Annotated in this window: 18 protein-coding genes and 1 tRNA gene; 10 read left to right on the top strand and 9 right to left on the bottom strand. The window is 39.4% G+C overall.

Annotation, left to right across the window (positions count from 1 at the left end; translation table 11 throughout):
- Window positions 1-52 precede the first annotated feature (52 nt).
- The 3 genes from DWY07_RS05710 to DWY07_RS05700 form a co-directional block, all read right to left on the bottom strand.
- Window positions 53-967 (bottom strand): radical SAM protein, encoded by a 915-nt coding sequence (locus tag DWY07_RS05710; RefSeq protein ID WP_117822450.1) that lies wholly within the window; start codon window positions 965-967, stop codon window positions 53-55.
- Window positions 964-1797 (bottom strand): Mrp/NBP35 family ATP-binding protein, encoded by an 834-nt coding sequence (locus tag DWY07_RS05705; RefSeq protein ID WP_117784589.1) that lies wholly within the window; start codon window positions 1795-1797, stop codon window positions 964-966. The genes DWY07_RS05710 and DWY07_RS05705 overlap by 4 nt, the downstream gene beginning before the upstream one ends.
- 79 nt (window positions 1798-1876) lie before the next feature.
- On the bottom strand, window positions 1877-2911 hold the full coding sequence (locus DWY07_RS05700) for an alpha/beta hydrolase (protein WP_117822449.1): 1035 nt from the start codon (window positions 2909-2911) through the stop codon (window positions 1877-1879).
- Window positions 2912-3104: 193 nt separating this feature from the next.
- Here DWY07_RS05700 and DWY07_RS05695 point away from each other — a divergent pair, with 193 nt between their 5' ends.
- Window positions 3105-3989, top strand: a complete 885-nt coding sequence (locus DWY07_RS05695; RefSeq protein ID WP_008401711.1) for a YitT family protein — start codon at window positions 3105-3107, stop codon at window positions 3987-3989.
- A 98-nt stretch (window positions 3990-4087) separates the two neighbouring features.
- Here DWY07_RS05695 and DWY07_RS05690 read toward each other — a convergent pair whose 3' ends face one another.
- Window positions 4088-7534, bottom strand: a complete 3447-nt coding sequence (locus tag DWY07_RS05690; protein ID WP_117822448.1) for a carbohydrate binding domain-containing protein — start codon at window positions 7532-7534, stop codon at window positions 4088-4090.
- Window positions 7535-7746: 212 nt separating this feature from the next.
- Between DWY07_RS05690 and DWY07_RS05685 the strand changes: the two genes are divergently transcribed.
- The gene (locus DWY07_RS05685) at window positions 7747-8493 is read left to right on the top strand and encodes an AraC family transcriptional regulator (RefSeq protein WP_117822447.1); all 747 of its coding nucleotides are present in this window, start codon (window positions 7747-7749) and stop codon (window positions 8491-8493) included.
- A 160-nt stretch (window positions 8494-8653) separates the two neighbouring features.
- Complete coding sequence (locus DWY07_RS05680; RefSeq protein ID WP_117822446.1) at window positions 8654-10177, top strand: aminoacyl-histidine dipeptidase; 1524 nt, start codon at window positions 8654-8656, stop codon at window positions 10175-10177.
- Window positions 10178-10278: 101 nt separating this feature from the next.
- On the opposite strand, the gene DWY07_RS05675 is transcribed toward DWY07_RS05680, so the two are convergent.
- The 4 genes from DWY07_RS05675 to DWY07_RS13195 form a co-directional block, all read right to left on the bottom strand.
- Window positions 10279-10689, bottom strand: a complete 411-nt coding sequence (locus DWY07_RS05675; RefSeq protein ID WP_008401707.1) for a hypothetical protein — start codon at window positions 10687-10689, stop codon at window positions 10279-10281.
- A 12-nt stretch (window positions 10690-10701) separates the two neighbouring features.
- A complete protein-coding gene (locus DWY07_RS05670; protein WP_117822445.1) occupies window positions 10702-13083 on the bottom strand; it encodes an ABC transporter permease in 2382 nt (793 codons plus the stop codon).
- A gap of 14 nt (window positions 13084-13097) precedes the next feature.
- Window positions 13098-13757 carry an ABC transporter ATP-binding protein gene (locus DWY07_RS05665; RefSeq protein WP_179969994.1) on the bottom strand — a complete coding sequence of 220 codons (660 nt, stop codon included), beginning with the start codon at window positions 13755-13757 and terminating at the stop codon, window positions 13098-13100.
- A 136-nt stretch (window positions 13758-13893) separates the two neighbouring features.
- Complete coding sequence (locus DWY07_RS13195; RefSeq protein ID WP_021944287.1) at window positions 13894-14067, bottom strand: hypothetical protein; 174 nt, start codon at window positions 14065-14067, stop codon at window positions 13894-13896.
- Between the two features lie 242 nt (window positions 14068-14309).
- Here DWY07_RS13195 and DWY07_RS05660 point away from each other — a divergent pair, with 242 nt between their 5' ends.
- From DWY07_RS05660 to DWY07_RS05650, 3 genes are all read left to right on the top strand, one after another.
- The gene (locus DWY07_RS05660) at window positions 14310-14888 is read left to right on the top strand and encodes an accessory gene regulator B family protein (protein WP_117822444.1); all 579 of its coding nucleotides are present in this window, start codon (window positions 14310-14312) and stop codon (window positions 14886-14888) included.
- Window positions 14885-15616 (top strand): LytTR family DNA-binding domain-containing protein, encoded by a 732-nt coding sequence (locus DWY07_RS05655; protein ID WP_021944285.1) that lies wholly within the window; start codon window positions 14885-14887, stop codon window positions 15614-15616. The genes DWY07_RS05660 and DWY07_RS05655 overlap by 4 nt, the downstream gene beginning before the upstream one ends.
- Window positions 15617-16133: 517 nt before the next feature.
- The gene (locus tag DWY07_RS05650) at window positions 16134-16946 is read left to right on the top strand and encodes a GHKL domain-containing protein (protein WP_242997311.1); all 813 of its coding nucleotides are present in this window, start codon (window positions 16134-16136) and stop codon (window positions 16944-16946) included.
- Between the two features lie 80 nt (window positions 16947-17026).
- Here the strand turns inward: DWY07_RS05650 and DWY07_RS05645 are convergent.
- A tRNA-Lys gene (locus tag DWY07_RS05645) sits at window positions 17027-17099 on the bottom strand.
- 763 nt (window positions 17100-17862) lie between these two features.
- On the opposite strand from DWY07_RS05645, the gene trmB reads away from it, so the two are divergent.
- The 4 genes from trmB (at window position 17863) to argS (ending at window position 23099) form a co-directional block, all read left to right on the top strand.
- Complete coding sequence (trmB, locus tag DWY07_RS05640) at window positions 17863-18510, top strand: tRNA (guanosine(46)-N7)-methyltransferase TrmB (RefSeq protein WP_117784580.1); 648 nt, start codon at window positions 17863-17865, stop codon at window positions 18508-18510.
- A gap of 19 nt (window positions 18511-18529) precedes the next feature.
- Window positions 18530-20131: a D-alanyl-D-alanine carboxypeptidase family protein gene (locus DWY07_RS05635; protein ID WP_117784579.1), complete on the top strand. Its 1602-nt coding sequence runs from the start codon at window positions 18530-18532 to the stop codon at window positions 20129-20131.
- Window positions 20132-20187: 56 nt separating this feature from the next.
- Window positions 20188-21315, top strand: a complete 1128-nt coding sequence (locus DWY07_RS05630) for an ATP-binding protein (protein ID WP_242996057.1) — start codon at window positions 20188-20190, stop codon at window positions 21313-21315.
- Window positions 21316-21407: 92 nt separating this feature from the next.
- Window positions 21408-23099 (top strand): arginine--tRNA ligase, encoded by a 1692-nt coding sequence (argS, locus tag DWY07_RS05625; RefSeq protein ID WP_117807947.1) that lies wholly within the window; start codon window positions 21408-21410, stop codon window positions 23097-23099.
- The last annotated feature ends 2 nt before the right edge of the window (window positions 23100-23101 follow it).

The raw sequence follows: 23101 nt of genomic DNA, 5'->3' as shown, positions 1-23101 counted from the left end.
TTCCATCTGATCTGTTTCAACTGTTATACCGGACATTTCTGCATCTTCTGCATCATACCCCTTCATTTGTAAATGGAGGTATAAAACTCTCTGATGCCGTTTCCCCTTCCTGAATGAAACCATTCTCTACACCGATTGAAACCGCATAATCAACCAGTTCATCATATTCCCGTTCCGTCAGTTTGCGGTTCAGTTCCGGGAACTTCTCACCGATACCCTCCATCGGCGTATACTGGTTCATAATGCTGATGTAAATATTATTTCCATATGTTTTATATAAGTAACGAATGACAGCCTTGGAATCCTCGATACATCCCGGAAGCTCCAGATGACGGACAATAACACCACGCTTCATGATGCCATCCTCGTCAAATGTCGTCTGATCTCCTCCAACCTGCCGTACCATCTCCGCCAGTGCCGTTTTCGCCACCTCCGGATAATCCGGTGCGTGACTGTATCTCGCCGCCAGTTCTGCCGACATATATTTAAAATCGGGCAGGTAAATGTCAATGTATCCATCTAACAGCTTCAGGGCGTCGATCTCCTCATATCCACTGCAATTATAGACAAACAGAAGATTGAACCCCTGCTCCTTTGCCATATCGATTGCCTCTATGATCTGAGGAATAAAATGATCCGGCGTTACCAGATTGATATTATTGGCTCCCTGCTCTTTTAACTCAAAGAAAATTTCCGATAAGCGCTTTATCGTGATCTCTTTTCCATTCAAGCCCCCGGATATATCATGGTTTTGGCAATATGCACATCCAAGTGAACAACCGGAAAAGAATACCGCGCCCGATCCGTTCTCTCCGGAAATGCAAGGCTCCTCCCACATATGCAATGCCGCCCTTGCGGCTGATATTGATAATGTTTCATTACATGCCCCTGTCTGTCCGTTTATGCGGTTCACCCCGCATTTTCTCGGACACAGGTGGCAGCTTTCCAGTAATTTTCTAAGTTTCATCCTATCTTTCCCACGATCGTCTGTGCGAATTCCTTCAGCTTTGATTCCGGCATATCCTCGATCTTACCTTCATCCATCAGACCGGCAAGTGCAGGGTCGATTGGAAGCTTTACGACCGTCTCGATACCGAAACGATCCTGTATCTCCTCTACTTTACTCTCACCGAAGATGCTGTGTTCTTTGCCGCAATCCGGGCATTTGAAATATGACATATTCTCAACCAGACCTAAGATACGGATTCCCATATCGTCTGCCATACGGACTGCCTTCTCCACAATAAGAGACACCAGATCCTGAGGTGTTGTAACAATAACTGCGCCATCAACCGGCAGAGACTGGAATACCGTAAGCGGTACATCTCCGGTTCCGGGCGGACAATCAACCAGCATATAATCAATATCTCCCCAGACAACATCTGTATAAAACTGTTTTACTGCTCCCGCGATGATCGGACCACGCCAGATAACCGGTGCCGTCTGATCTTCGATCAACAGATTGATCGACATCATCTTGATTCCGGTCTTTGTTTCAACCGCATACAGGAAATCATCGCCTCTCTCCGGTTCTTCATTTATTCCAAATGCTGTCGGAATCGAAGGTCCGGTAATATCTGCATCCAGAACCGCCGTTTTATAACCAAGACGATTCAAGGTAACTGCAAGGGATGTCGTTACGGATGATTTTCCAACACCGCCTTTTCCACTGATAACTGCTATGATATGTTTGATCTTTGTTCCTTCATGTGGTGTTTCAAGTAAACTCTGAGGAGCAGTTCTTGATGAACAGCTCTCTCCACAACTACTACAATTATGATTACAACCTTCTGCCATTTTCTTGTACTCCAAATTTCATTTCATATTTTTTCAAGTCTTACAAATACATATACTTTCTATATGAACCGCCATGTACTTATTCATACTGACGGAACCATGCACATTCTTCCTCATTGCACTGTACGCCTTCCGGGTTTTTCAGATTAATGTGAAATACATGTCCGCTGTCCGGATGTTTCTCTCCAAATGACCGGATCACATGCCGGACACCCAGCTTCTCCATTCGTTCATCCAGATGAATGGTCTGAAATCTCAGATCATCATTTACACTGTACATCAGATATGCCGGTGGAAAATCTTTCGTCAGATACTCAAGCTGTGAAAGGAACAACTTTCTCTGCTCTTCAGATACTACATAACTTCCATCTTCCTTCTTCATATACCAGTCAGAAATATTATCCTCCCGCTTGTCCATCTCATATGCTCCGCAGTTCAGGCACACAGCCTTTGGAAGTCTGTCATATGTAAAGAAATCCAGCTTGCTCCGATACGCTGCATTCCCGGCAATAATACAGTAATTTGCCGTAAGCTGCGCTCCTGCTGAATCCCCCAGCATATAAAACTTTTCCGTATCCAGATGAAGCATCCCTGCATTCTCGTGAATATAATGGATAATGTATGCCACATCCTCAATCGCTGCCGGATATTTGTTCTGAGGTGCCAGCCGGTAATTAAAATTCACAACCGCAAATCCCTTTGATGCCAGATGGCAGCAATAATAACTATACAGCTCTTTATCTCCATAAAACCATCCACCGCCATGAACGCTGACGATCACCGGATATGTTGTCTGCGCATCCGGCTCAGCCGGATAATATATATCAAATAAACTGTTTGATGCATAACGTTCAGAATCAAGATTCGAAGCATCGTCCGGTTCATTATAATAAATGATTCTTTCATTATCTTCTCTCTGGAAAGATTCATTCCATTTTTTAACGTCTATCGCTTTCTTATAATCCAAATTCTTGATCTGAATTACATTATCCGGATATGCCAGTCCTTCATCCCGCTTTGCATCACTGGCACTCCATGCATGCCGCATATTTAACCACGCCGGAAGCTCTGCATTCTTATTTCCCTGCTCTATAATTTCCGAAACATTTTTCATATTATTCTATTTCCTCTAATATCACATAATATATAAGTCTATCTTACTCTCTGACAAATACGAATGCAAGAAAACAATAAACTTCCAGTAAAGATTTAATTAAATTAAGCACGATTCTCTTGTAATCAATGGTTTTCTCGTGTAATATTTGACCATAGTAAAAAATGTATATGACAGAACAGGAGGCTTTTATATGAATAAACTAAAAACCATCTTTCGTTCCCTACACTGGAAAAATATCCTCGGGCTGACCATTGCCGGGCTTATCAATGCCTTCGGTATTACGATATTTTTAAGTCCTGTTAATCTCTATGACAGTGGCATATCCGGTACTTCCATGCTACTAAGTCAGATCACTCCGGAACACCTGTCACTTTCTGTTTTCCTTATTATTTTAAATATTCCACTATTCTTATATGGCTGGAAAAAGCAGGGATCTACCTTCACCATCTATGCGATCTATGTAGTTGCGATCTACTCTCTGGGTGCATGGTTGATTACAGATGTCCTTCCTGTCGATGTCCGATTTGTATCTCCGCTTGCAGGCTCCGATCTGCTTCTGTGCGCACTCTTTGGCGGTCTGATCTCCGGTGCGGGAAGCGGACTTGCGATCCGTTTTGGCGGTGCAATGGATGGTATCGAGACACTTGCAATCATATTTGCCAAACGCCTTGGCATCACCGTCGGAACCTTTGTTATGGCATATAATGTAATGCTTTATATCATCTGTGGCATTATCCTGAACAGTTGGATCCTGCCTCTCTATTCCATCGTTACATATATGGCTGCACTTAAGACTATCGACTTTATCGTAGAAGGTATTGACCGTTCCAAAGCCGCCTATATCATTACAACGAAGCCACAGGAAATCTGTCAGGAACTCTCGGATACATTTTCCTGCGGTATAACGATGATCGATGCAAAGGGCTTCTATTCGGATCAGGAAAAGACCATGATCTACATTGTTGTAAACCGTTTCCAGATTGGAAAGATGAAGAATATTGTCCATGAACTTGACGATAAAGCCTATGTCTCCATCAGCGAGATTGCCGAAGTTTACAGCTTTAACAAACAATAATAACATCCTGATAACTTATCTACATAATCGAAACAGGCACCGGTAACAATACCGATGCCTGTCTTGTGTAAATACTTATGTGTTTATATGCCTGTGAATTATTCAGCAAGCTTTTTTAAAGAGATATTTGATACTGTGATTGTAGATGCAGGGGTATCAACATCCGCAATCTTACCCATAGAGAGGAAGAATCCAGCATCAGTATCTGTCTCTTCATTCATTGTGAATGTAATGGTTTTTACAACCTCTTCATTCTTTGGAAGAACAATTGTTTCTCCACCATACCATTTATAAGTGTTGCTCATGAAATTCAATAATACCGTTCTTGCTTCGGTTGACTTTAAAGTAATACTTGCTTCATAGGTCTTTCCATTTTCCAATGCCAGTCCCGTCTGCTTCAACTGTACATTCCAGTCAGCAGTTCCAACATCTGATAATTCATAAGTGATAACACCCTTATCAACTGTCTGTGTTCCAACAGCATCACCCATAATACCACCTTCCCAGTTTGAAAGTCCATTGTCTCCCTCTGAGAAATCTGCGTTCTTGATCAGATTCACATCTGACTCCGTCTCATCAACCTTTGGAGCATCAATTTTCTCAAGAATAATATCATCAATACAGATTCTATGCTGCTGTTTGATCTGAACACCGCCTACAGCACCCATAGAAATACTTAAAATTGTTCTAGGATCACTCTTGTTCTTCATCTTGAACTCAACAACAATAGACTGATATTCATCTGTAAGATCAACTGTCTTTGATCCTGAATATGGTGTCCAGTCATCATCAGATGAACCATCTCTCTGAAGTGCAACCATAAGCTTACGGTTCATATCTGATTTTGCCTTTAATGATAGTCTGTACCACTGACCTTCTTCAAGACTAATATTGTTCTGCTTTAACTGGATCATCCAGTCCTGAGCACCTGTATCCTTGATCGTAAAATCTGCTGCACAATCTTCTGTCTGACTGTCGACTACATAAGATACATCTGTGCTGCCTTCTGCATATACTTCGTAACCAGAGAAACCTGCCTTAAAACTTCCGTTCTTAATCAGTGTATTTTCAACAACGCGAACATTGTCCAAATAGATCGTTCCCTTATTTCCAAGGAAATATGTTATCGTCTTAAATGCATCAGTTAACTCTTCCGGTGTTTTAAATACATAGTTAAATGTCTGTTTGTCTGTTGTTACATCTGCAGTAAATGTTTCACCTGCAATAACTACATCAAGCTGCATATCTGTATCTGCCTGTGCGTCAAAGCTCAATGCATATTCTGTCTCAACGTTAAGTGGAAGACCATCCTGTGAAAGGATTACATCCGCTTTATTCTTTGTATCAGCCTTTACCATAAGACGACGGCCATCTGCCAATCCTGTTACGCTAACTACTGCCTGGCAGTTATTTGTCACAGTCCAGTCACCGAGACGATTCTTACCTTCCTGAAAACCACCATTGTAAATATAGTTACCATCTGATAAAGGTTTTTTACTATTATCAATTTCCTTCTGTGCTGTCTTTTTAATTGATACATTTGTAATGTATACAGTAGCTGTTGAATCTGTAGCACCGAAATTGAACTCCAGACGTGCATTTGCATCCGGCTTATCCGTCATGGTGTATGTATAAGTATAGGTCTGCTTCTCTGTTGTAAGATCAACAACCGTATCATTCAGATAACGCTTGTAGGAACGATCTGGTGCAGATACATCTACTTTCATAGTACGTGCTTCATCTGCCCATGCATCAAATGTTACTGTATATTCGCCGCCTTTTTCTGCAGGAATTGATGGCTGAACAAGCTGAATACTGTAATCAACTGTTCCGGCTTTATCTGTATGTATTTCAATTGCCTTGTTTTTAATAACTGCATTTCCTTCTCCTTCTAAAGTGGTAAGGAATTTCCAGTCTATGTCATCTGTGAGATCTTCTGTCTTAGCAAAATCTCCATTGTTTACATAGTTTCCATTTGCATCCGGATCACGGATAATTACTTCGTTAACAGGTTTTTCTACATCTTCATTATAGCTGTCCTTCTGATATACTTTTACATAATCAATACTATAACTCTGAGTATTGATATAATCTGCATCATCATCCGGATATCCAACCCATGATCCACCAACTGCAAGATTTAAGATCATGTAAAATGGCTGATCAAATGGTGCAGGATAAGCAACCTCTGTTTCACCCTCAACGGCTGTGAACCAGTCACTTGTCTCATGATATTTTATTCCATCTACATACCATGTGATCTTACCCGGCTGCCAGTCACATGAAAATGTATGATATTCATCTGCAAAATTTCCATTCTCTAATGTATATGTTCCCTGCTTTTCCGCATGTGGACTTCCATAGTGAATCGTGCCATAAACCTTATCTGTTTCCTGCCCCATAACTTCCATAGCATCAATCTCACCACATCTTGGCCACTGTCCATACAGATTTTCATCTGTTGGCATCATCCAGAAGGCCGGAAGGAAACCTTTTCCACTTGGAACCTTAGCTCTTACCTCAAACAATCCATATGTAAAATCATGCTTACCCTGTGTATTGATTCTTCCTGAAGTAATAGAATATGAACCATCTTCATTCTTTGTCTTGACAGGCTGGATAACCAGCTTTCCATCCTTTACATATACATTCTGATCAGACTTTACATATGCCTGTAATTCACTGTTTACCCATCCTGGTGCATGCTCTTCATAATTCCAGTCATCCTCATTTAACGCATCACCATCAAAGTCATCTTCCCATTTCAGATTATATCCATCATAAGAAAGCTTGTTGTCTTCATCGCCCTTGTTATCCTGGTCGTCTTTATCATCCGGCTTGTTTGGTGTTACCGGCTTGTTTGGTGTTACCGGCTTGTTTGGCGTTCCCGGCTTGTTTGGCGTTCCCGGTTTATTGGATGGCTCAGTTTTCTTCTTTTTAATAGTAATTGTACATTTTGCCTTCTTTGCACTTCCATCTTTAGCCGTAGCTGTAATTGTAACTTTTCCAGCCTTTTTACAGGTAACAACACCCTTTTTACTTACTGTTGCAACCTTCTTATTGCTTGAAGTAAACTTTACACCCTTTACACTGGATTTTTTAGGTGAAACTGTTGCTTTTAATTTTACCTTCTTGCCAACCTGTGTTTTCACCTTGCTTTTATTGAGCTTTACAGCTTTAACAGGTGTTCCAACAATAACCTTCAAGGTTGTCTTTTTCTTCTTATTTACCTTGCTTCTTACTGTTATAGTTGTTTTTCCCTTTTTCAATGCCTTGATTTTACCGTTTTTACTTACGGTAGCAACCTTTTCATTTGAAGATTTGTAGGTTACTTTCTTACTGATTTTTCCATTTACAGTTACTTTTGTTTTCAACTGGTATGATTTCTTTGCTTTTAAAACAAGCGTTTTTGTCTCAGGCTTTACAATCGATACCGTCTTGATTGTTGCTTTTTTTGTTGTTGCAGCCATAACCGGCATCTGGATGGTGCTTACTAAAAGTGTAAGAGCCATTAAAAAAGCAATAATCTTTTTTGCATTTTTCATGAATACATACCTCCCGTATAAATTTTTGTTATGCAAATAGTATAAGAAGACTACTGTTTTCTTTATATCGTTTATATTACTTTTATATCGTTTTATTGACCATAGTCATGTTTTATGATACAATTTATACAAATTTACTAATAGTCTTATTGTTTTATCTGTCATATTTACTATATAGTCTTATGACTGTTTTATACGAACGGGGATAGAATATGCAACTGAAAAAAGAACTTGTATACCGAGAATTTGTTCAAAGGGAAAATAATCTTCTGCGGGCTCCATACAATCCGGAGGTTTCCTTTTATACAGCGATAAAAGAAGGAGATGTAGCAAAGGTTGAACAGCTGTGTCAGGAATCCTTATTAGATAAAGAAGGATTAGGCACCTTGTCCGACCACTATCTTCAAAACATAAAATACCATTATGTCATTACAACAGCAATTATTGCACGTTACTGCATTGAAGGTGGTATGGAATTGTCAAATGCCTACAGTCTGAGCGATTTCTATATCCAAAAAGCGGACCGTTGCAAAACGCCAGAGGAAGTTGCAGCACTTCATCCTGCCATGTGTATGGATTATGCGAAACGAATGCGAAACCTTCGAAAATCCAAAATATCATCACTCCATATTGCTGTCTGTCTGGATTATATCTATGATCATCTTCATACCCATATCACAGCAGAACAACTTGCTAAGCTGACAGGATTAAATATCTCCTATCTATCCCGGCTTTTTAAAAAGGAAACCGGTCAGACAATCAGCAACTATATTCGTGATAAAAAAATTGAAACAGCGAAAAATATGTTACTTTATTCTGATTTCTCGCCTTCTGAAATTGCCTCAATTCTGGCATTTCCCAGCCAGAGTTATTTTACAGAAGTATTTCGAAAGACAACTGGAGTCACTCCAAGAAAATATCAGGAATCTTTTTTACGAACAACTGCCCTTGGAAAATAATACAACAACTATCTGTGCATATCTTGTGTTATACTGGATATGCATATTTTATTTTATATTATAGTGTAAGCATAGCTCACTCAATGCATTCGAAAAATCATCCCTTGCAAGCAAGTGATTTTTCAGCATTATATCGTGAGCTTATTTCAAGGAGGCACATATGTCTATATTATCATCTATAGAACCGCAAAATGTATTCCATTATTTTGAAGAAATCTGCTCCATCCCACACGGCTCCGGTCATACCGATGCGATCAGTAATTATCTGGCTGCATTTGCCGAAGCACATGAACTGAAATATATCAAAGATGCTTCCAACAATGTCATTATCTTTAAGCCGGGAACATCCGGCTATGAAACTTCCGCCCCTGTCATGCTGCAGGGACATATTGACATGGTTGCTGTGAAAGAAAAGGACTGCCCGATCAATATGGATACCGACGGTCTGAAACTCAAGTTGGAAAACGGCATTATCAGCGCAGAAGGCACGACCCTTGGCGGTGATGATGGAATCGCTGTCGCATTTGCACTTGCAATACTCGACTCTCACGATATCCCACATCCACCACTGGAAGCAGTCTTCACGGTTGATGAGGAGATCGGCATGCTCGGTGCGGTGGCTCTTGACTGCACACCACTTTCATCCCGTATCATGTTAAATCTTGATTCCGAAGACGAAGGCTATCTGCTTGTCAGTTGTGCAGGCGGCGCAACCGCAGATGTTCAGATCCCTGTTAAATGGGAAAATACGAACGAAAAGGCATCTGCCTATAAGCTCTCTGTCTCACATGCCTGTGGCGGTCATTCCGGTGTCGAGATCAACAAGCAAAGTGCAAATGCCAGCAAGGTGTTAGGACGTGTTCTGAACGCACTTGCAAACGATTTTGATATGAAATTATCTACACTCTCCGGTGGCTTAAAGGATAACGCCATTCCGACCGATGCAGAAGCTGTCGTTATCTTTTCTGATACCGATATGTCTGACATAAGCACACCAGGCCATGCAGATATTCCAGCAAATTCTGCGCACGCAAGTCTTCAGGATCTCATCTCCAAGTGGAATCAGATCATCCGTCATGAATGCACCCATACAGACCCGGATATCTGTATCACCTTAGAGCCTGTTGATCTTCCGGCAGCCACAATGGCGGATACATCTACCCATACCGTGATCGATGTCTTAATGGCTTATCCAAATGGTGTCCGGAAAATGAGCAAGGATATCGCAGGACTGGTTCAGACTTCCCTGAACCTCGGTATCCTGTCAACGATCAAACCAGACGATCAATCAACAAATGGCATGGTATCTTTTAAAAGCTCCGTCCGAAGCAGTATCGGAAGCGAAAAAGATGCTCTGCTTAACAGCCTGAAATCTCTCGCCACTCTTGCAGGCGGAACACTGACAGTAACCGGAGATTATCCCGCATGGGAATACCGGGAAGATTCTCCGCTTCGCGATCTGATGGTAAAAATATTCAAACAGCAGTATGGAAAAGAACCTGTAATACAGGCACTCCATGCCGGTGTAGAATGTGGAATCTTTGCTTCTAAACTTCCGGGACTTGACTGTGTATCCTTCGGACCGGATATGGACGATATCCACACAACCAACGAATCCATGAACGTGGAAAGTGTCCGCAGAACATGGAAATATACCTTAAAGATATTGAAAGAATTGAAATAATATATCTTAAAAAAAGGAGCTGACACCTAACAATTCTATTGTTATCGTGTCAGCTCTTATCATAAAAGAATCTGAGAGAAATTAATAATATTTTATCTTACTTAGTATATAAATGTTATTTGTTGTTTGTCATCACTTGTTTGACTGCTTCCAAGCCCTACAACCCTCAAACTAACACTTTTATTCTTATCTATTGTGTTAGTAAGATTCATTGTAGTGTTTTTATTGTTCTTGTATAACTTAATTGATGATGAATATGCCGCCCAACTACCTGATATATTAGAACGGACTTGTCCATAACAGTACTCCATTTTACCAAATCCAGATGCATTCTTTGCATACACTATTTTTCCTGTTGATGTTTTTGTATATATACCATGAACGCTCCAGATAGATGGATGTACATACATTGTCTTTAAAGTTCCAGCCGCCTCTGCCTTTGGAACACTCGTAGGAGCTATACAAAATATTGCCATTAATGCTATAACAAGAATTTTTACCTTCATTTTCATAATTACCCTCCCTTATTCCTCTCTCAGATCCTTTAAGATTCTTTGTCTTTTTAATTGAATAACATCCATAAAAATTGCCACTATCTGAATAAACAGAACAAATGCAAGCACCAGTGCTATGCTTTTCCAGCCATCAACCAACACAATATTTTTTGTTATTTCTGGCAAATATAAGCGGCACAAAAGTGTCACTATAAAGACAGCTACAATAGATACAACAATTCCCTGACCAATCTTGGTCAGAAGCATCGGCAAAATAATACTGCTGTCTGTGCGGCCAATTGCCTTCAGGATGGCAAAGTTATGTCTGCGTCGAACGAATGTCAGTGCATGGATATATAAAACTGCCAGGAAATTAATTACCATAATGATTACAAAAATTCCATAAGTACCACCCTGAATCGTTTTCTTATTATCCTGATCCCGGATGTAATCTGTCAAAGTATCAAAGAAAGAATATTCATATACAGGTGCATGTGTATTCAGAAACTCTGCTGCCTTTAACTCATAACCCGACTTTACATTTATATTAATAAGTACATTTGTATAATCGAATTGTTTTTTAAACAGCTCTTCAGGAAGAATGATAGCGATTCCATTCTGATCCTTCCAGTTTAAGAATCTGCTCCTTCCGAAAACCGGGACTTCTCCCCCTGAAAATACCGGTCCTTCTTCCTCCTGACGACCCGCATACCTTAGTGTATCCGGGATATCATTTAAAATACAATCTTCTGTATTCTTATAATTATCAATTATGATCACTCCCCCAGATTGGACAAACTTATTATAGCTGACCTCCTGTGACATCTCTATTTTTCGGTTATATTGTTTTTCACTGACACCAACGATCTCACACCACACACCCTTTTCATCATCTGAAAATATCAAATCATCTGCATAGTCCATATTGATAAGAGAAGGATCAATGAAAAACTCACCCATAGTATCATAAACCTCATCATAGTAGGAAACGCCCGGTATGAGATTTTCAAAATCATCCATATGGCTGACATCATCGGATATTAGTGAAAACTGTACATCCTGACTTTCCTCAGACAATAACTGATATGATACATAACGATTTACCATAAGAACCAGCATCGTTACCATTCCGATCAATACAAGAGACAGGAATGAAAATACCTTTTCATAATCTCCGGTATCCCGAATGGAATACCGCATCATGATATTTCCTTTTTCAGATCCACGTTTATCCTTTACCTTATAATTGTTTCTGCCGCCTTTCATAATATCGATCAATTTCATTCTGGAACGATATATTAATACAGGACAGATTCCAACTACAAAATCCAAGACACAGATTCCCAAAATGACCAAATATGAAATTGGCTGGAACTGTGGAGCAAAATGCTCCAGTGGGATGGTTCGTAATGACTGTATAAGTTTAAAGATCAAAATGGTTATATATCTTCCAAGTATAAGTCCAAGCACACATCCAATGATTATTAGAATGAAACCCTCCAGGAAATATGCCGAAAAAATATAGCTATTTGAAAATCCAAGACTCATAAGGATTCCCTGCTGATTATTTCTTTCACTCATATACGACAGGAAAATATGAATACCAAGAATGAGTGAAGTGAGTATGATCAGTATGATAAAACCCATGAGGAGTTGTCCAATATTGGTATCCTCCAGTCCGCCTGATCTGTCAATCTCTATCGCGTTCAGATCTCCATTTGTGATCATATGGTATCCTTCCATAAATCCATGGGCGGTATCACCATTAAAGATCTGCTTAGTACTCAGATCCAAATATTTTTTTATTGCTTTATATCCCGGTTGATAGTCCCGTCGATCATTAAAATGAATATAGATGTTGTATAAATTTCCCCGTGTACTTCCATTTACGATCGCAACCTTATAGACATCCTGTGTACTATAATCATAATCATTTAAAATTCCACTGATCATATAGGTCTGATCCTTGAAGGTAACTGTGTCTCCCAGATCAAATTGTTTTGCAATATAAACATTTTTGTATTTGGCTGTTGCCGATATAGCAATCTCATTTTCTTTTTTGGGAAAACTACCCTTTTCTAATTGGTAATGATTCATAGTGATCGAAGCTGCATCACTATCCACGATACATAATTCATTATTTACATTTGCAACTATTTTTTCTACACCAAGTGTTGCCTGATCCTTATACTGCTCCAATATCCAGTCACGAACCTTATATGTTACATTATGTAAAGTAATATTGTATTCTCCATTTGTCTGATACGCATTTTGCAGCCGCATATCCTGAAATGATATATATGCATTGATCGAGGAAAAGATAAGCATAACAGAAAAACAAATACTTATAATTGCCCGAACCGCTTTTTTCCTGTTGTGCAGGATATTGTGAAATATCAATCGGCACTTCATATTGTTTCTCCTCCTTAATTCTGCTGGATTCTTCCGTCAACAAGATGAATACAGTGATTTGCCTGCTTTGCAATATCAGCATCATGCGTCACCATGAGCAAAGTCATGCCATATTCATTTGTTGTCTGTTTCAACAGATCAATGACACGTCTGCTGTTCTCCGAATCCAGATTACCGGTTGGTTCGTCTGCCAGTATGATCCTAGGCTGATTGATCAACGCCCTCGCGATCGCAATCCGTTGTTGCTGTCCACCTGATAACTGATCCGGATATTTATTTAAAAGATCTTTTATATCTAATTGTTCTGTCAATGTATCAAAATAATCCTTCTTACATTTCTTTACACATTCATTTGCGATCATAATATTATCCCGACATGTAAGAACCGGTATTAACTGAAAAAACTGGAATACCATTCCAATCATTTCCCGACGATATCGTAGACAGTCTTTTTTACCATAGGCCAATATATTCCTGTCTTCAACCAATATACTTCCGGAATCCGGCTTATCAATCAATCCGATCATATTTAATAATGTTGTTTTTCCACTTCCACTTTTGCCTGTAATAACTGTAAATGTATTTTCCTGAATATCTGCACTAACGTCATTAAGCGCCAGACAACAGGAATCTCCTTCTCCATACTTTTTTGTCAAATGTTCTATTTTTATCATGATATCCACCTCTCTGCGCTCAATATTTTTATTTAACAAAAGCACGTCATATTTTCCATTTACAGTCGATTTTTCTTATTATAAATAACATGGAAAATATAACGTGCTTCATTATTTGAAGAATCGCTTTCTGCTTTTATCCCCTCAATTTAGATCTCTGACTATCTGCAAATGCATCTAATCCTTCTGGTTCTTCTGCCTGATAATACTTATTCTTACATACATCAGATACCAGTGGTGCAATGACCATAGCTACAGCACAAAGCTGTGTTCCAAACTTACAGATCAGTCTGGCTATTGCCTTCTTCATAAGCATCTCCCCCTTTCTTATTATTTAGCCTTTGTTTATCACGGCTAAAACCCAAACCGTAGTTATATTCTAGCATATTATTTGCAAATTGTGTTGATTTAGGAGTGAGTGGTCGAAATTAAGGAGTGAACGGTAGTAGTTATACCATTTACTCCCTAATTTCGACCGTTCACTCCAAAAAAATGCACTTTTTTTAAAATCATGTTATACTGGCTTTATCTATAAAAAGGGGGACAATACACATGAAACAACTCGGAACATATCTGGCAGATACCTTAACCGAAGATGGACAGATATCAAAAGAACAACAGGCAATCTATGCTTATCTGTTTGATTATCTGATTGAAGCCCTACTATATGATATAGTTGTTCTTATTATCGGTTTACTCGTACACCGCCTCGACCTAACGCTCTGCTATCTTCTGGTCACCATTCCTCTCCGCCACTTCGCAGGTGGATTTCATGCAAATACCAGACTTGGCTGTACCATACTATCCTATGGGATTTATCTTATAACTATTTTTTCTTGTTCGCTTATTCTTAAACATATAAAGCCTGTCTGGATATTTATCCTATATCTGCTCACCTGGTGTATGATACTTCCGGTTGCACCAGTAGATACAAAAAACAAGCGTTTATCTGAACATCAGAAAAAGAAATTATTTCACCGATGCCTGATAACCTGTTTCATTTTAACAATCTTAACAGGTTTTCTATATCTACATCACCAGATCACCTATTGCGGAATTATTATGCTGTGTATGGTCGAGGGTGTAATAAGTGTATATATTGGCATCTGGAAAAACAGGAGGAATTTATGATATTACGAATCGGCATCTGTGATGACACACAAACAGACATTATTCATTTGGAAAAACACATTAAACATTATATGGCATCTTATAATATTGAATTTGAAATCGAATCCTTCCGTTCTGGGGCAGCCCTTCTGCAGGCACAAAAGGAGCAGCCATTTCACATTTTACTGCTTGATATCGAATTGCCTGAAATTAATGGTATGATGGTCGCCCGATATCTACGTGATGAATTATATGATGATGTTTTCATTGTCTTTGTAACATCCTATCCACAATACATGCAGGAAAGTTTTGATGTACAGCCTTTTCAGTTCCTTACAAAACCTGTTAGTTATACAAAAATAGAAAAACTACTTTCCGATATCATCCATCGATATAAACATTCTCATATAACTAAAATTGTAATTGACTCACATGGAAAAGAACATTTGATCCCTGTAAACAATATCTTATATATTCAGGCTGTTAAAGGAGAAAAACGATATCTGGAATACCATTTAATTGATGCCATATTAACAGGAGAAGGAACGATTCAGGATTGGGAAAATCGCTTATCTGATCATGATTTTTGTTCTCCTTACCGTGGATATCTGGTAAATATACGGCATATTCAAACAATTCAGCCTTCAAATATTGTAATAGCTAATGGGACTTTGATTCCTATAAGCAGAAGAAAAGTAACAACTTTACAGCAACTTTATGCCAACCGTATTATTCACGTTTTAAAATAGAAAGAAGAGGAAATCAAACATGATAGTTCTAATAAGCGTGCTTAGTTTTATATTTGATAATTCATTATTATATATCTTTTTTCAAACTATGTTTGAAAAGAAAAAAAGAGATTACAATCCATATTATATTTTATTTGCCTTTATAATAGCTGACTCTATCTTCTGGATAATTTCATATTCACTGGTAGGAAATGTTTCATATTGGGCTTCTGCTACAAGGACAATGCTTACAAATATTATAAATTTATGTCTCTCTTTATTTTTTACTTCCGGAATTATTTATAGAATTTCTGTCATTTTAAGTTATTCTATAATAATTTCCATCTGCGAAGAAATGGCATATTATATTATTTCACATTTTACAGATATAACCATACAATTTGACTCCTTACCTGAGATCGTATTCACGTCTATTTCTCTTGTTAGTGATTTATTAATTCTGCTTATCATTATAATTCTTCATGTCATTCGAAAGCAAAAGGCTGGAATCAAATCTAAAAAATATAGCATTTTACTATTGATCATCCCATTACTTTCCTGCACACTTGTATTACTTCCTACCTTTTTCAGTTTGAATAAAACCAACCCAAACACTTACCTGATCCTTGTTATCTTTCTGCTTATTATTAATATCGTAAACTACATTCTTCTTCAGAGCGTCTTAAAAGCTGAATCACTTGCCCAGGAAGCAGGACAGCTTACCGAGCAGGTAAACTATCAGCGACAGAAATACCAGCAGCTTGGAGATGCCTATAAAAACATTCGTGGATTCATGCATGATATCAAGAAGCATTTATTCTATATTGAGACCTGTGTAAATGAAGAACACTATGATCGTATCATTCCATATGCCAGAGAAACCATGTCCGATCTGGAAGCCAGATATTGTACTGTAAATACAGGGAATCTGGTCATCGACGCTTTTATAAGCAATCTGATGCTTCGGACTGCCCGCCACAACATCAAACTCACAACCAAACTAAAAATCGACAATGACCTTGTTCCATGTGACGATTATCATATGACTATTATTCTTGGAAACCTGTTAGATAATGCATTAAATGCCTGTCTGGAAGAACAGAGTGGCGAGATCAATATCAATATTCAGACGATCGAGCATACCTTTACGATCTATATTACAAATACCTACCATTTTCCTATCGGAGAAAAACCACCGGAAGATATAGAAAATCTGGACTTTATTCATGGATATGGTTTGAAGAATGTAAAAAAATCTGCTGAAGCCTGCGGCGGATTTTGCCTGATCAATTACGAAAATGGAATCTATTCTGTAACGGTTATTATTCCTGAAAAAAAGAGAACTACCTGAATCAAAAATATATATTCTTATACCGAAAAAAAGCCCCAACCCAGCAGCTTCAAATATCTGCCAAATTAGGACTTTTGTAGTGGGCCGCCGGGGGCTCGAACCCCGCACACCCTGATTAAGAGTCAGGTGCTCTACCAAATGAGCTAGCGGCCCGAAGTCGTTTTTATTTTGTTATCTCGCCGACAACGAAATTGATTATATAACATAGTTTATCCAAATGCAAGCATTTTTTTCAAAAATTTTTAACTTTTTTTAATATCGGTTATTTGCATAGATTTTATGCGCATTTTTGTACTATTTTCCTATTGATTTTTATCTTCTTCTATTGTAGCAGCGCGGTTTCTTTTCTCTCTTGCAGCAATCCTGATTCAAAATTTTTTTCACTTCCTCATATCCCCTGTATAAACAAACACACCATTTGTTAAATCCTTTTTTGCAGTAACAGCATGCAGTCACCTTTTTCTGAAATTTATGATCTCCCATTCACAAAAACACCTCCGCTTTTCATCCAACTTCTGACGGACAAAAATCTCTTCCCCACCAAAAAAAAGCCTCCTATACCATATTATATGAAGAAACCAGAATAAGTTCCCGGTAATTCTTGATTTCACCATCAAAACCCACGAAAAAACATAAAAAAAACAGCCCCGCTATTTACTTTAAAACCCTAATATTGATATAATGGAACAATGAGCAATGCAGAATTATATATATGTAGAACGAGCGGAAGCTTGCTTACGGCGAGTTCTATATATATATAATTCTATAGTGCGAAGCACTACAACGAGCCGTCAGGCGAGGTGGGCATTGCGAATTGACCACATGGTAGGCATTGCGAATTGACCACATGGTGGGCATTGCGAATTGACCACATGGTGGGCATTGCGAATTAAGATTATTTTGGAGGAACACCCTCGTGAGACTTAGAAACGTAAAAGGCTCCAGAGAGACAATCGCCGACAACAAATACGTCGTACACGACGAAGAAAGCATGAAAGGCAAATGGAGCGAATTTTTTGGAAATACAAATCCCATCCACATCGAGATTGGTATGGGAAAAGGACAATTTATCATGGAGCTTGCCAGACGGAATCCGGATATCAACTATCTCGGCATCGAGAAATATTCCAGTGTTCTGGTACGTGCCATCGAGAAACGTGAACAGGAAGAAGACATGACCAATCTTTATTTTATAAGAATGGATGCTGAGTACATCGAGAATGTCTTTGCAGAAAATGAAGTAGCAAATATCTACCTGAACTTCTCTGATCCATGGCCAAAGGATCGCCATGCCAGGAGACGACTGACTTCAACTCACTTTTTCGAACACTACGATCATATCCTTGCGCCGGACGGACGTGTTATGTTCAAGACAGATAACCGCCCATTATTTGACTTCTCCTTAGAGCAGGTTCCGGAAGCAGGATGGACACTTGAAAACTACACATATGATCTGCACCATTCCGAATACAACGAAGGAAATATCATGACAGAATACGAAGCAAAGTTTTCTGCTCTTGGTACTCCGATCAACCGGCTGGTTGCATATCGAACAAAGAAATAGCATTGGAGAATAACCGTTCATGAAGATAAGAAAGAACCCGAAGAAAAACAGGACAAGACATGCAATTCCTGTCGTTATCCTGTCCACTGTTCTGTTATTTACCATGAGCGTTTTCTATATAGACAGCACGTCATCCTCTGCTGCCGGAACAGACCATTTGTTTCTTCCAGACAGTACAGTTACGAATACGGCATCTGATGACTCTACAAACGAAGGATCAGATAACAGCACAGATGAGGATGGAACAACTGAATACTTAGTTACAACCGAGTACCCTGATGAACCGGGCAAAGCACCGGAGCTTGCGTCCAACTATGCCATCGTACTGGACGCAAATACTGGGAATATTCTATATCAAAAAAACGCTTTTGATAAACAGTACCCGGCAAGTATCACGAAGATTATGACCTTCTTACTTGCCATTGAAAATACAAAGCTGACCGATACTGTAACAATGTCACACGATGCCGTCTTCGGCATTGATCGAGGAAGCAGCCATATCGGTCTGGATGAAGGTGAACAGATCTCTATGGAGGATGCCCTCTATGGTATGATGCTGGAATCCGCAAATGAAGTTGCATGGGGCATCGGAGAATTTGTCTCTGGTGGGAGCATCGAAGATTTTGCTAAGATGATGAATGAACGTGCAGTCAAGCTTGGCTGCCTTGGCACTCATTTTGTAAATGCAAATGGTCTTCCGGATGAGAACCATTATACAACCTGTTATGACATGGCATTAATAACCAAAGCCTGTCTGAAACACGATGAATTTCGTAAAATAACAGGTACCAGAAATCATGTCATTGGACCGACAAATATTTGCGAGGAAGAACGCCAGCTCTGGCAGCACTGTAAAATGACAAATCCCGACAGCAAATATTACTATGAATACTGCGAAGGCGGTAAGACCGGTTATACAAATGATGCATTAAATACCCTTGTTACCTGGAGTAAAAAAGGTGATACCGAACTGATCTGCGTTCTGATGAACTGTAACGGTGCAGCAAATACCTACACTGACAGCAAAGCCATCTATGAGTATTGCTTCCGGAATTATAGTCTCCAGACACCTCTGGCCGACTATACCTTTGACAGCACCCAGACATCACAGACGCTTGATTATTTGAACTCCTATTACAAGACTGATTCCGGTTCTGATATTACATTACAGGTTGATAAGGACTATAAATTGAATTTCAATAAAAATGATGATATTAAGAAATTAACTTACAGTATCGAATACAACAAAGAACCGGTAAAAGATGGAGATACTTATACCGTGGGGCATCTGATTCTCTCCTATGGCGGAAATATGATAGGAACAACAGATCTTACCGTAACCGGCTATAACCCGGATGGGAAACAGATTTCATCAAATAACACAGAACATGCAGCCGATGCAACAGTTGCAGCCTCTGCAGCAAAAAAGAAGCTGTCGATCCATCCATTGTGGATCATTCTTGCAGTTCTGCTTCTTCTTGCCGTATTGTTTGTGACCTATCTGATCCATATACAGAAAGCAAGAAAGCATCAACGCGCGCTTCAGGCAGCAAGAAAAAAACAATATGAAGAACGCCGACGACAGCTTCAGGAAACATTTGATAATGACCTTGACGAGTAAGGTACAATAGAAACAACAAAACCTCTTAACAGATATAGAGGAGAATGGAGAATATCATGGATATTTCAACAACGGAAAATCTGAAAACAGTGCGGGATTCCAATCAGGAAATTCTGGACTACTTCAACGAACTGTATGTAGAGAAACTGGAACAGATCCAGGCTCTGAAAACAGAACAGTTTGAATTAAAGATTAAAATTGATGAACTTATGAAAACACTGGAGGTCTACTCCTTTAAAAACAGTGCCGGACATAATGTCTTTTCTCCATTTTCTACAACGACAACAACGCAGGAAGAAAAAGCTGCACAGATTGAACAGGAATTAAAAGAGCTGAACGCTTCTAATGCTGCTCTTACAACAAAGATCCACTGCTTACAGGCAGATGCCGACGAGCTGAAGGGCAGGATCACACGCATTCATACAGCAACCAAAAAGCTGGATGCTTTTCTGGATGAAATGGCAGAAGAATTCACAAAGGAAGCGGTTGCATTGGAAAAAGAGCCGGTTGAAGAAGACCTTCCGGTTATCAATCATGGCTTCAATATTCTTCGTCTGAAAAAATACGATCAGGATAAATTAGTACAATCCTTACATACCGATATTCTGGAGCAATTAGATCGAACCAGACATACTCTGGATTCCCTGTCATGGCTGATCAAGTCGGATGTCAACCGGGCAAAGATCACACTTGATGAACTCATCGACTCAACTGCATCCATGGAAGATTCTCTGAATGCTATCCTTTTGGGACTTACCGGTGACATTGATGCAACTGTACCGATTGAAACCTTATTAGAAGATACCATTTTCCGATACAAAGATGCTTATCCAGAATGTGTCATTGAATCTGACATTGACTGTCCGGATGCTTCGATCGAGATTCCGGAAATTATCACGATCAGTCTGATCCGTATACTGTGTGAATGTCTGGACAATGTATATAAGCATGCAAATGCAAATCGTGTTGGTATCAACATTCAGATCTACAGTGATCAGATATCGGTACATATCAATGATAACGGCATCGGCATTGATGAGAATTACAGTCACACCTCTCCATGGAACAGTGGACTTCACCGCATTCAGGAGATTATTTATTTGTTAAATGGACAACTTAAGATAGAAGGTGATATCATCAGTGGAACAGATATCCGTTTTTCTATCCCGATTGAAATAATGTAGATTATGGGTTCTCCCCCTTAATTATGAAATGAAAGAAAAATAAGGACATTTCCTTAATATATAAGAAAGAATTTGAAAGGACAACCTTAATTATGAAAGAAAAAATCGTAAATCTGATTGCAAATCATGTAGAAGGCATGACTGCTGAAGAAATTGCAACTTTTATTGAGATACCACCAAAGCAGGAGCTTGGCGACTATGCATTTCCTTGCTTCAGACTGGCAAAGACTATGCACAAAGCACCAAACCTGATCGCAGCCGATATCAAAGAAGCTATTGGTGATATTGATTTTCTCGATAAGATCGATGTTCAGGGCGCATATCTGAACTTCTTCGTAAAGAAAAATATCTTTGTCCAGACCATGATCGAATCAGCATTAAAGGACAACTTCGGCGGTTCCGATGAAGGTGCAGACAAGGTTATCTGCATCGATTACTCCTCGCCAAACGTAGCAAAGAACTTCCACGTTGGACACCTCAGAACTACTATCATCGGTAATTCCCTCTATAAGATCTATTCCAAACTCGGCTATAAAGTAATCCGTATCAACCACTTAGGTGACTGGGGTACACAGTTTGGTAAGCTGATCGTTGCATATAAGAACTGGGGAACAAAGGAAGCAGTTGAGAAAGATGGCGTTGCCGAGCTTATGCGTCTCTATGTGAAGTTCCATGAAGAAGCAGACCAGAATCCGGAGCTTGTAGATGAAGCAAGAGCATGGTTCAGCAAGATGGAGCATGGGGATGAAGAAGCACTCTCGATCTGGCAGTGGTTCAAGGACATCAGCCTTGTAGAATACAAACGTACCTATGACCTTCTGGGTATGGATTTTGATTATTATCTCGGTGAAAGCTTCTATCGTGACAAATGTCAGGAAGTTGTTGACCAGTTGACAAATGCGAACCTGTTAAAGGAAAGCGAAGGTGCTATGATCGTAGATCTGTCCGACTATGATATGGCTCCATGTATCGTTACAAAGAAAGATGGAAGCTCCATCTATGCAACCCGTGATCTGGCTGCTATTTTCTATCGTAAGAATACCTATCATTTCACAAAATGCTTATATGTAACCGGACAGGAACAGAAGCTGCATTTTGCACAGGTATTCAAGGTAGTTGAGCTTCTTGGAAATGACTGGGCAAAGGATTCTCTGGTTCACATTCCTTATGGACTGGTAAGCTTAGAGGGTGCAAAGCTTTCAACCAGAAGCGGAAATATCATCTATGCAGAAGATATTCTGCATGATGCAATTAAAAAGAGTTTTGAAATCATCTCAGAAAAGAGCCCGAACCTTCCTGATAAGGAAGAAGTTGCCAAGATCGTCGGCGTTGGCTCTGTTCTGTTCAATGACCTTTATAACCAGCGTATCAAGGATGTATCCTTTAGCTGGGATAAGGTATTAAACTTTGACGGTGAGACCGGTCCTTATGTTCAGTACACACATGCAAGATGCTCCAGCGTTGTAAGACTTGCTGAGAATTTCGATCCTGCAAAGCCGGTTGATTACAGCACGATCTCTGAACCGGATGCTATGAATCTCTTAAAAGAGATCAGCCGTTTCCCTAAGGTTGTATCGGATGCAGCAGAGAAATACGAACCATCTGTTGTTGCAAGATTCGCTGTCGATGTTGCTCAGGCATTTAACAAATTCTATAACTCCACACGTATCAACGTACCGGAGGAAAATGTAAAGAATGCCCGTGTCATGCTGACATACCTTACAAAGAAAACTCTTCACGATGCATTAGAGCTTCTCGGAATCAATGCACCGGAAGCTATGTAAAT

This window comes from Clostridium sp. AF23-6LB, from assembly GCF_003461085.1.
GTDB lineage: Bacteria > Bacillota > Clostridia > Lachnospirales > Lachnospiraceae > Coprococcus > Coprococcus ammoniilyticus.
The sequence above is the reverse complement of the archived record's forward strand: the minus strand, read 5'-3'. Positions and strand labels throughout refer to the sequence as shown.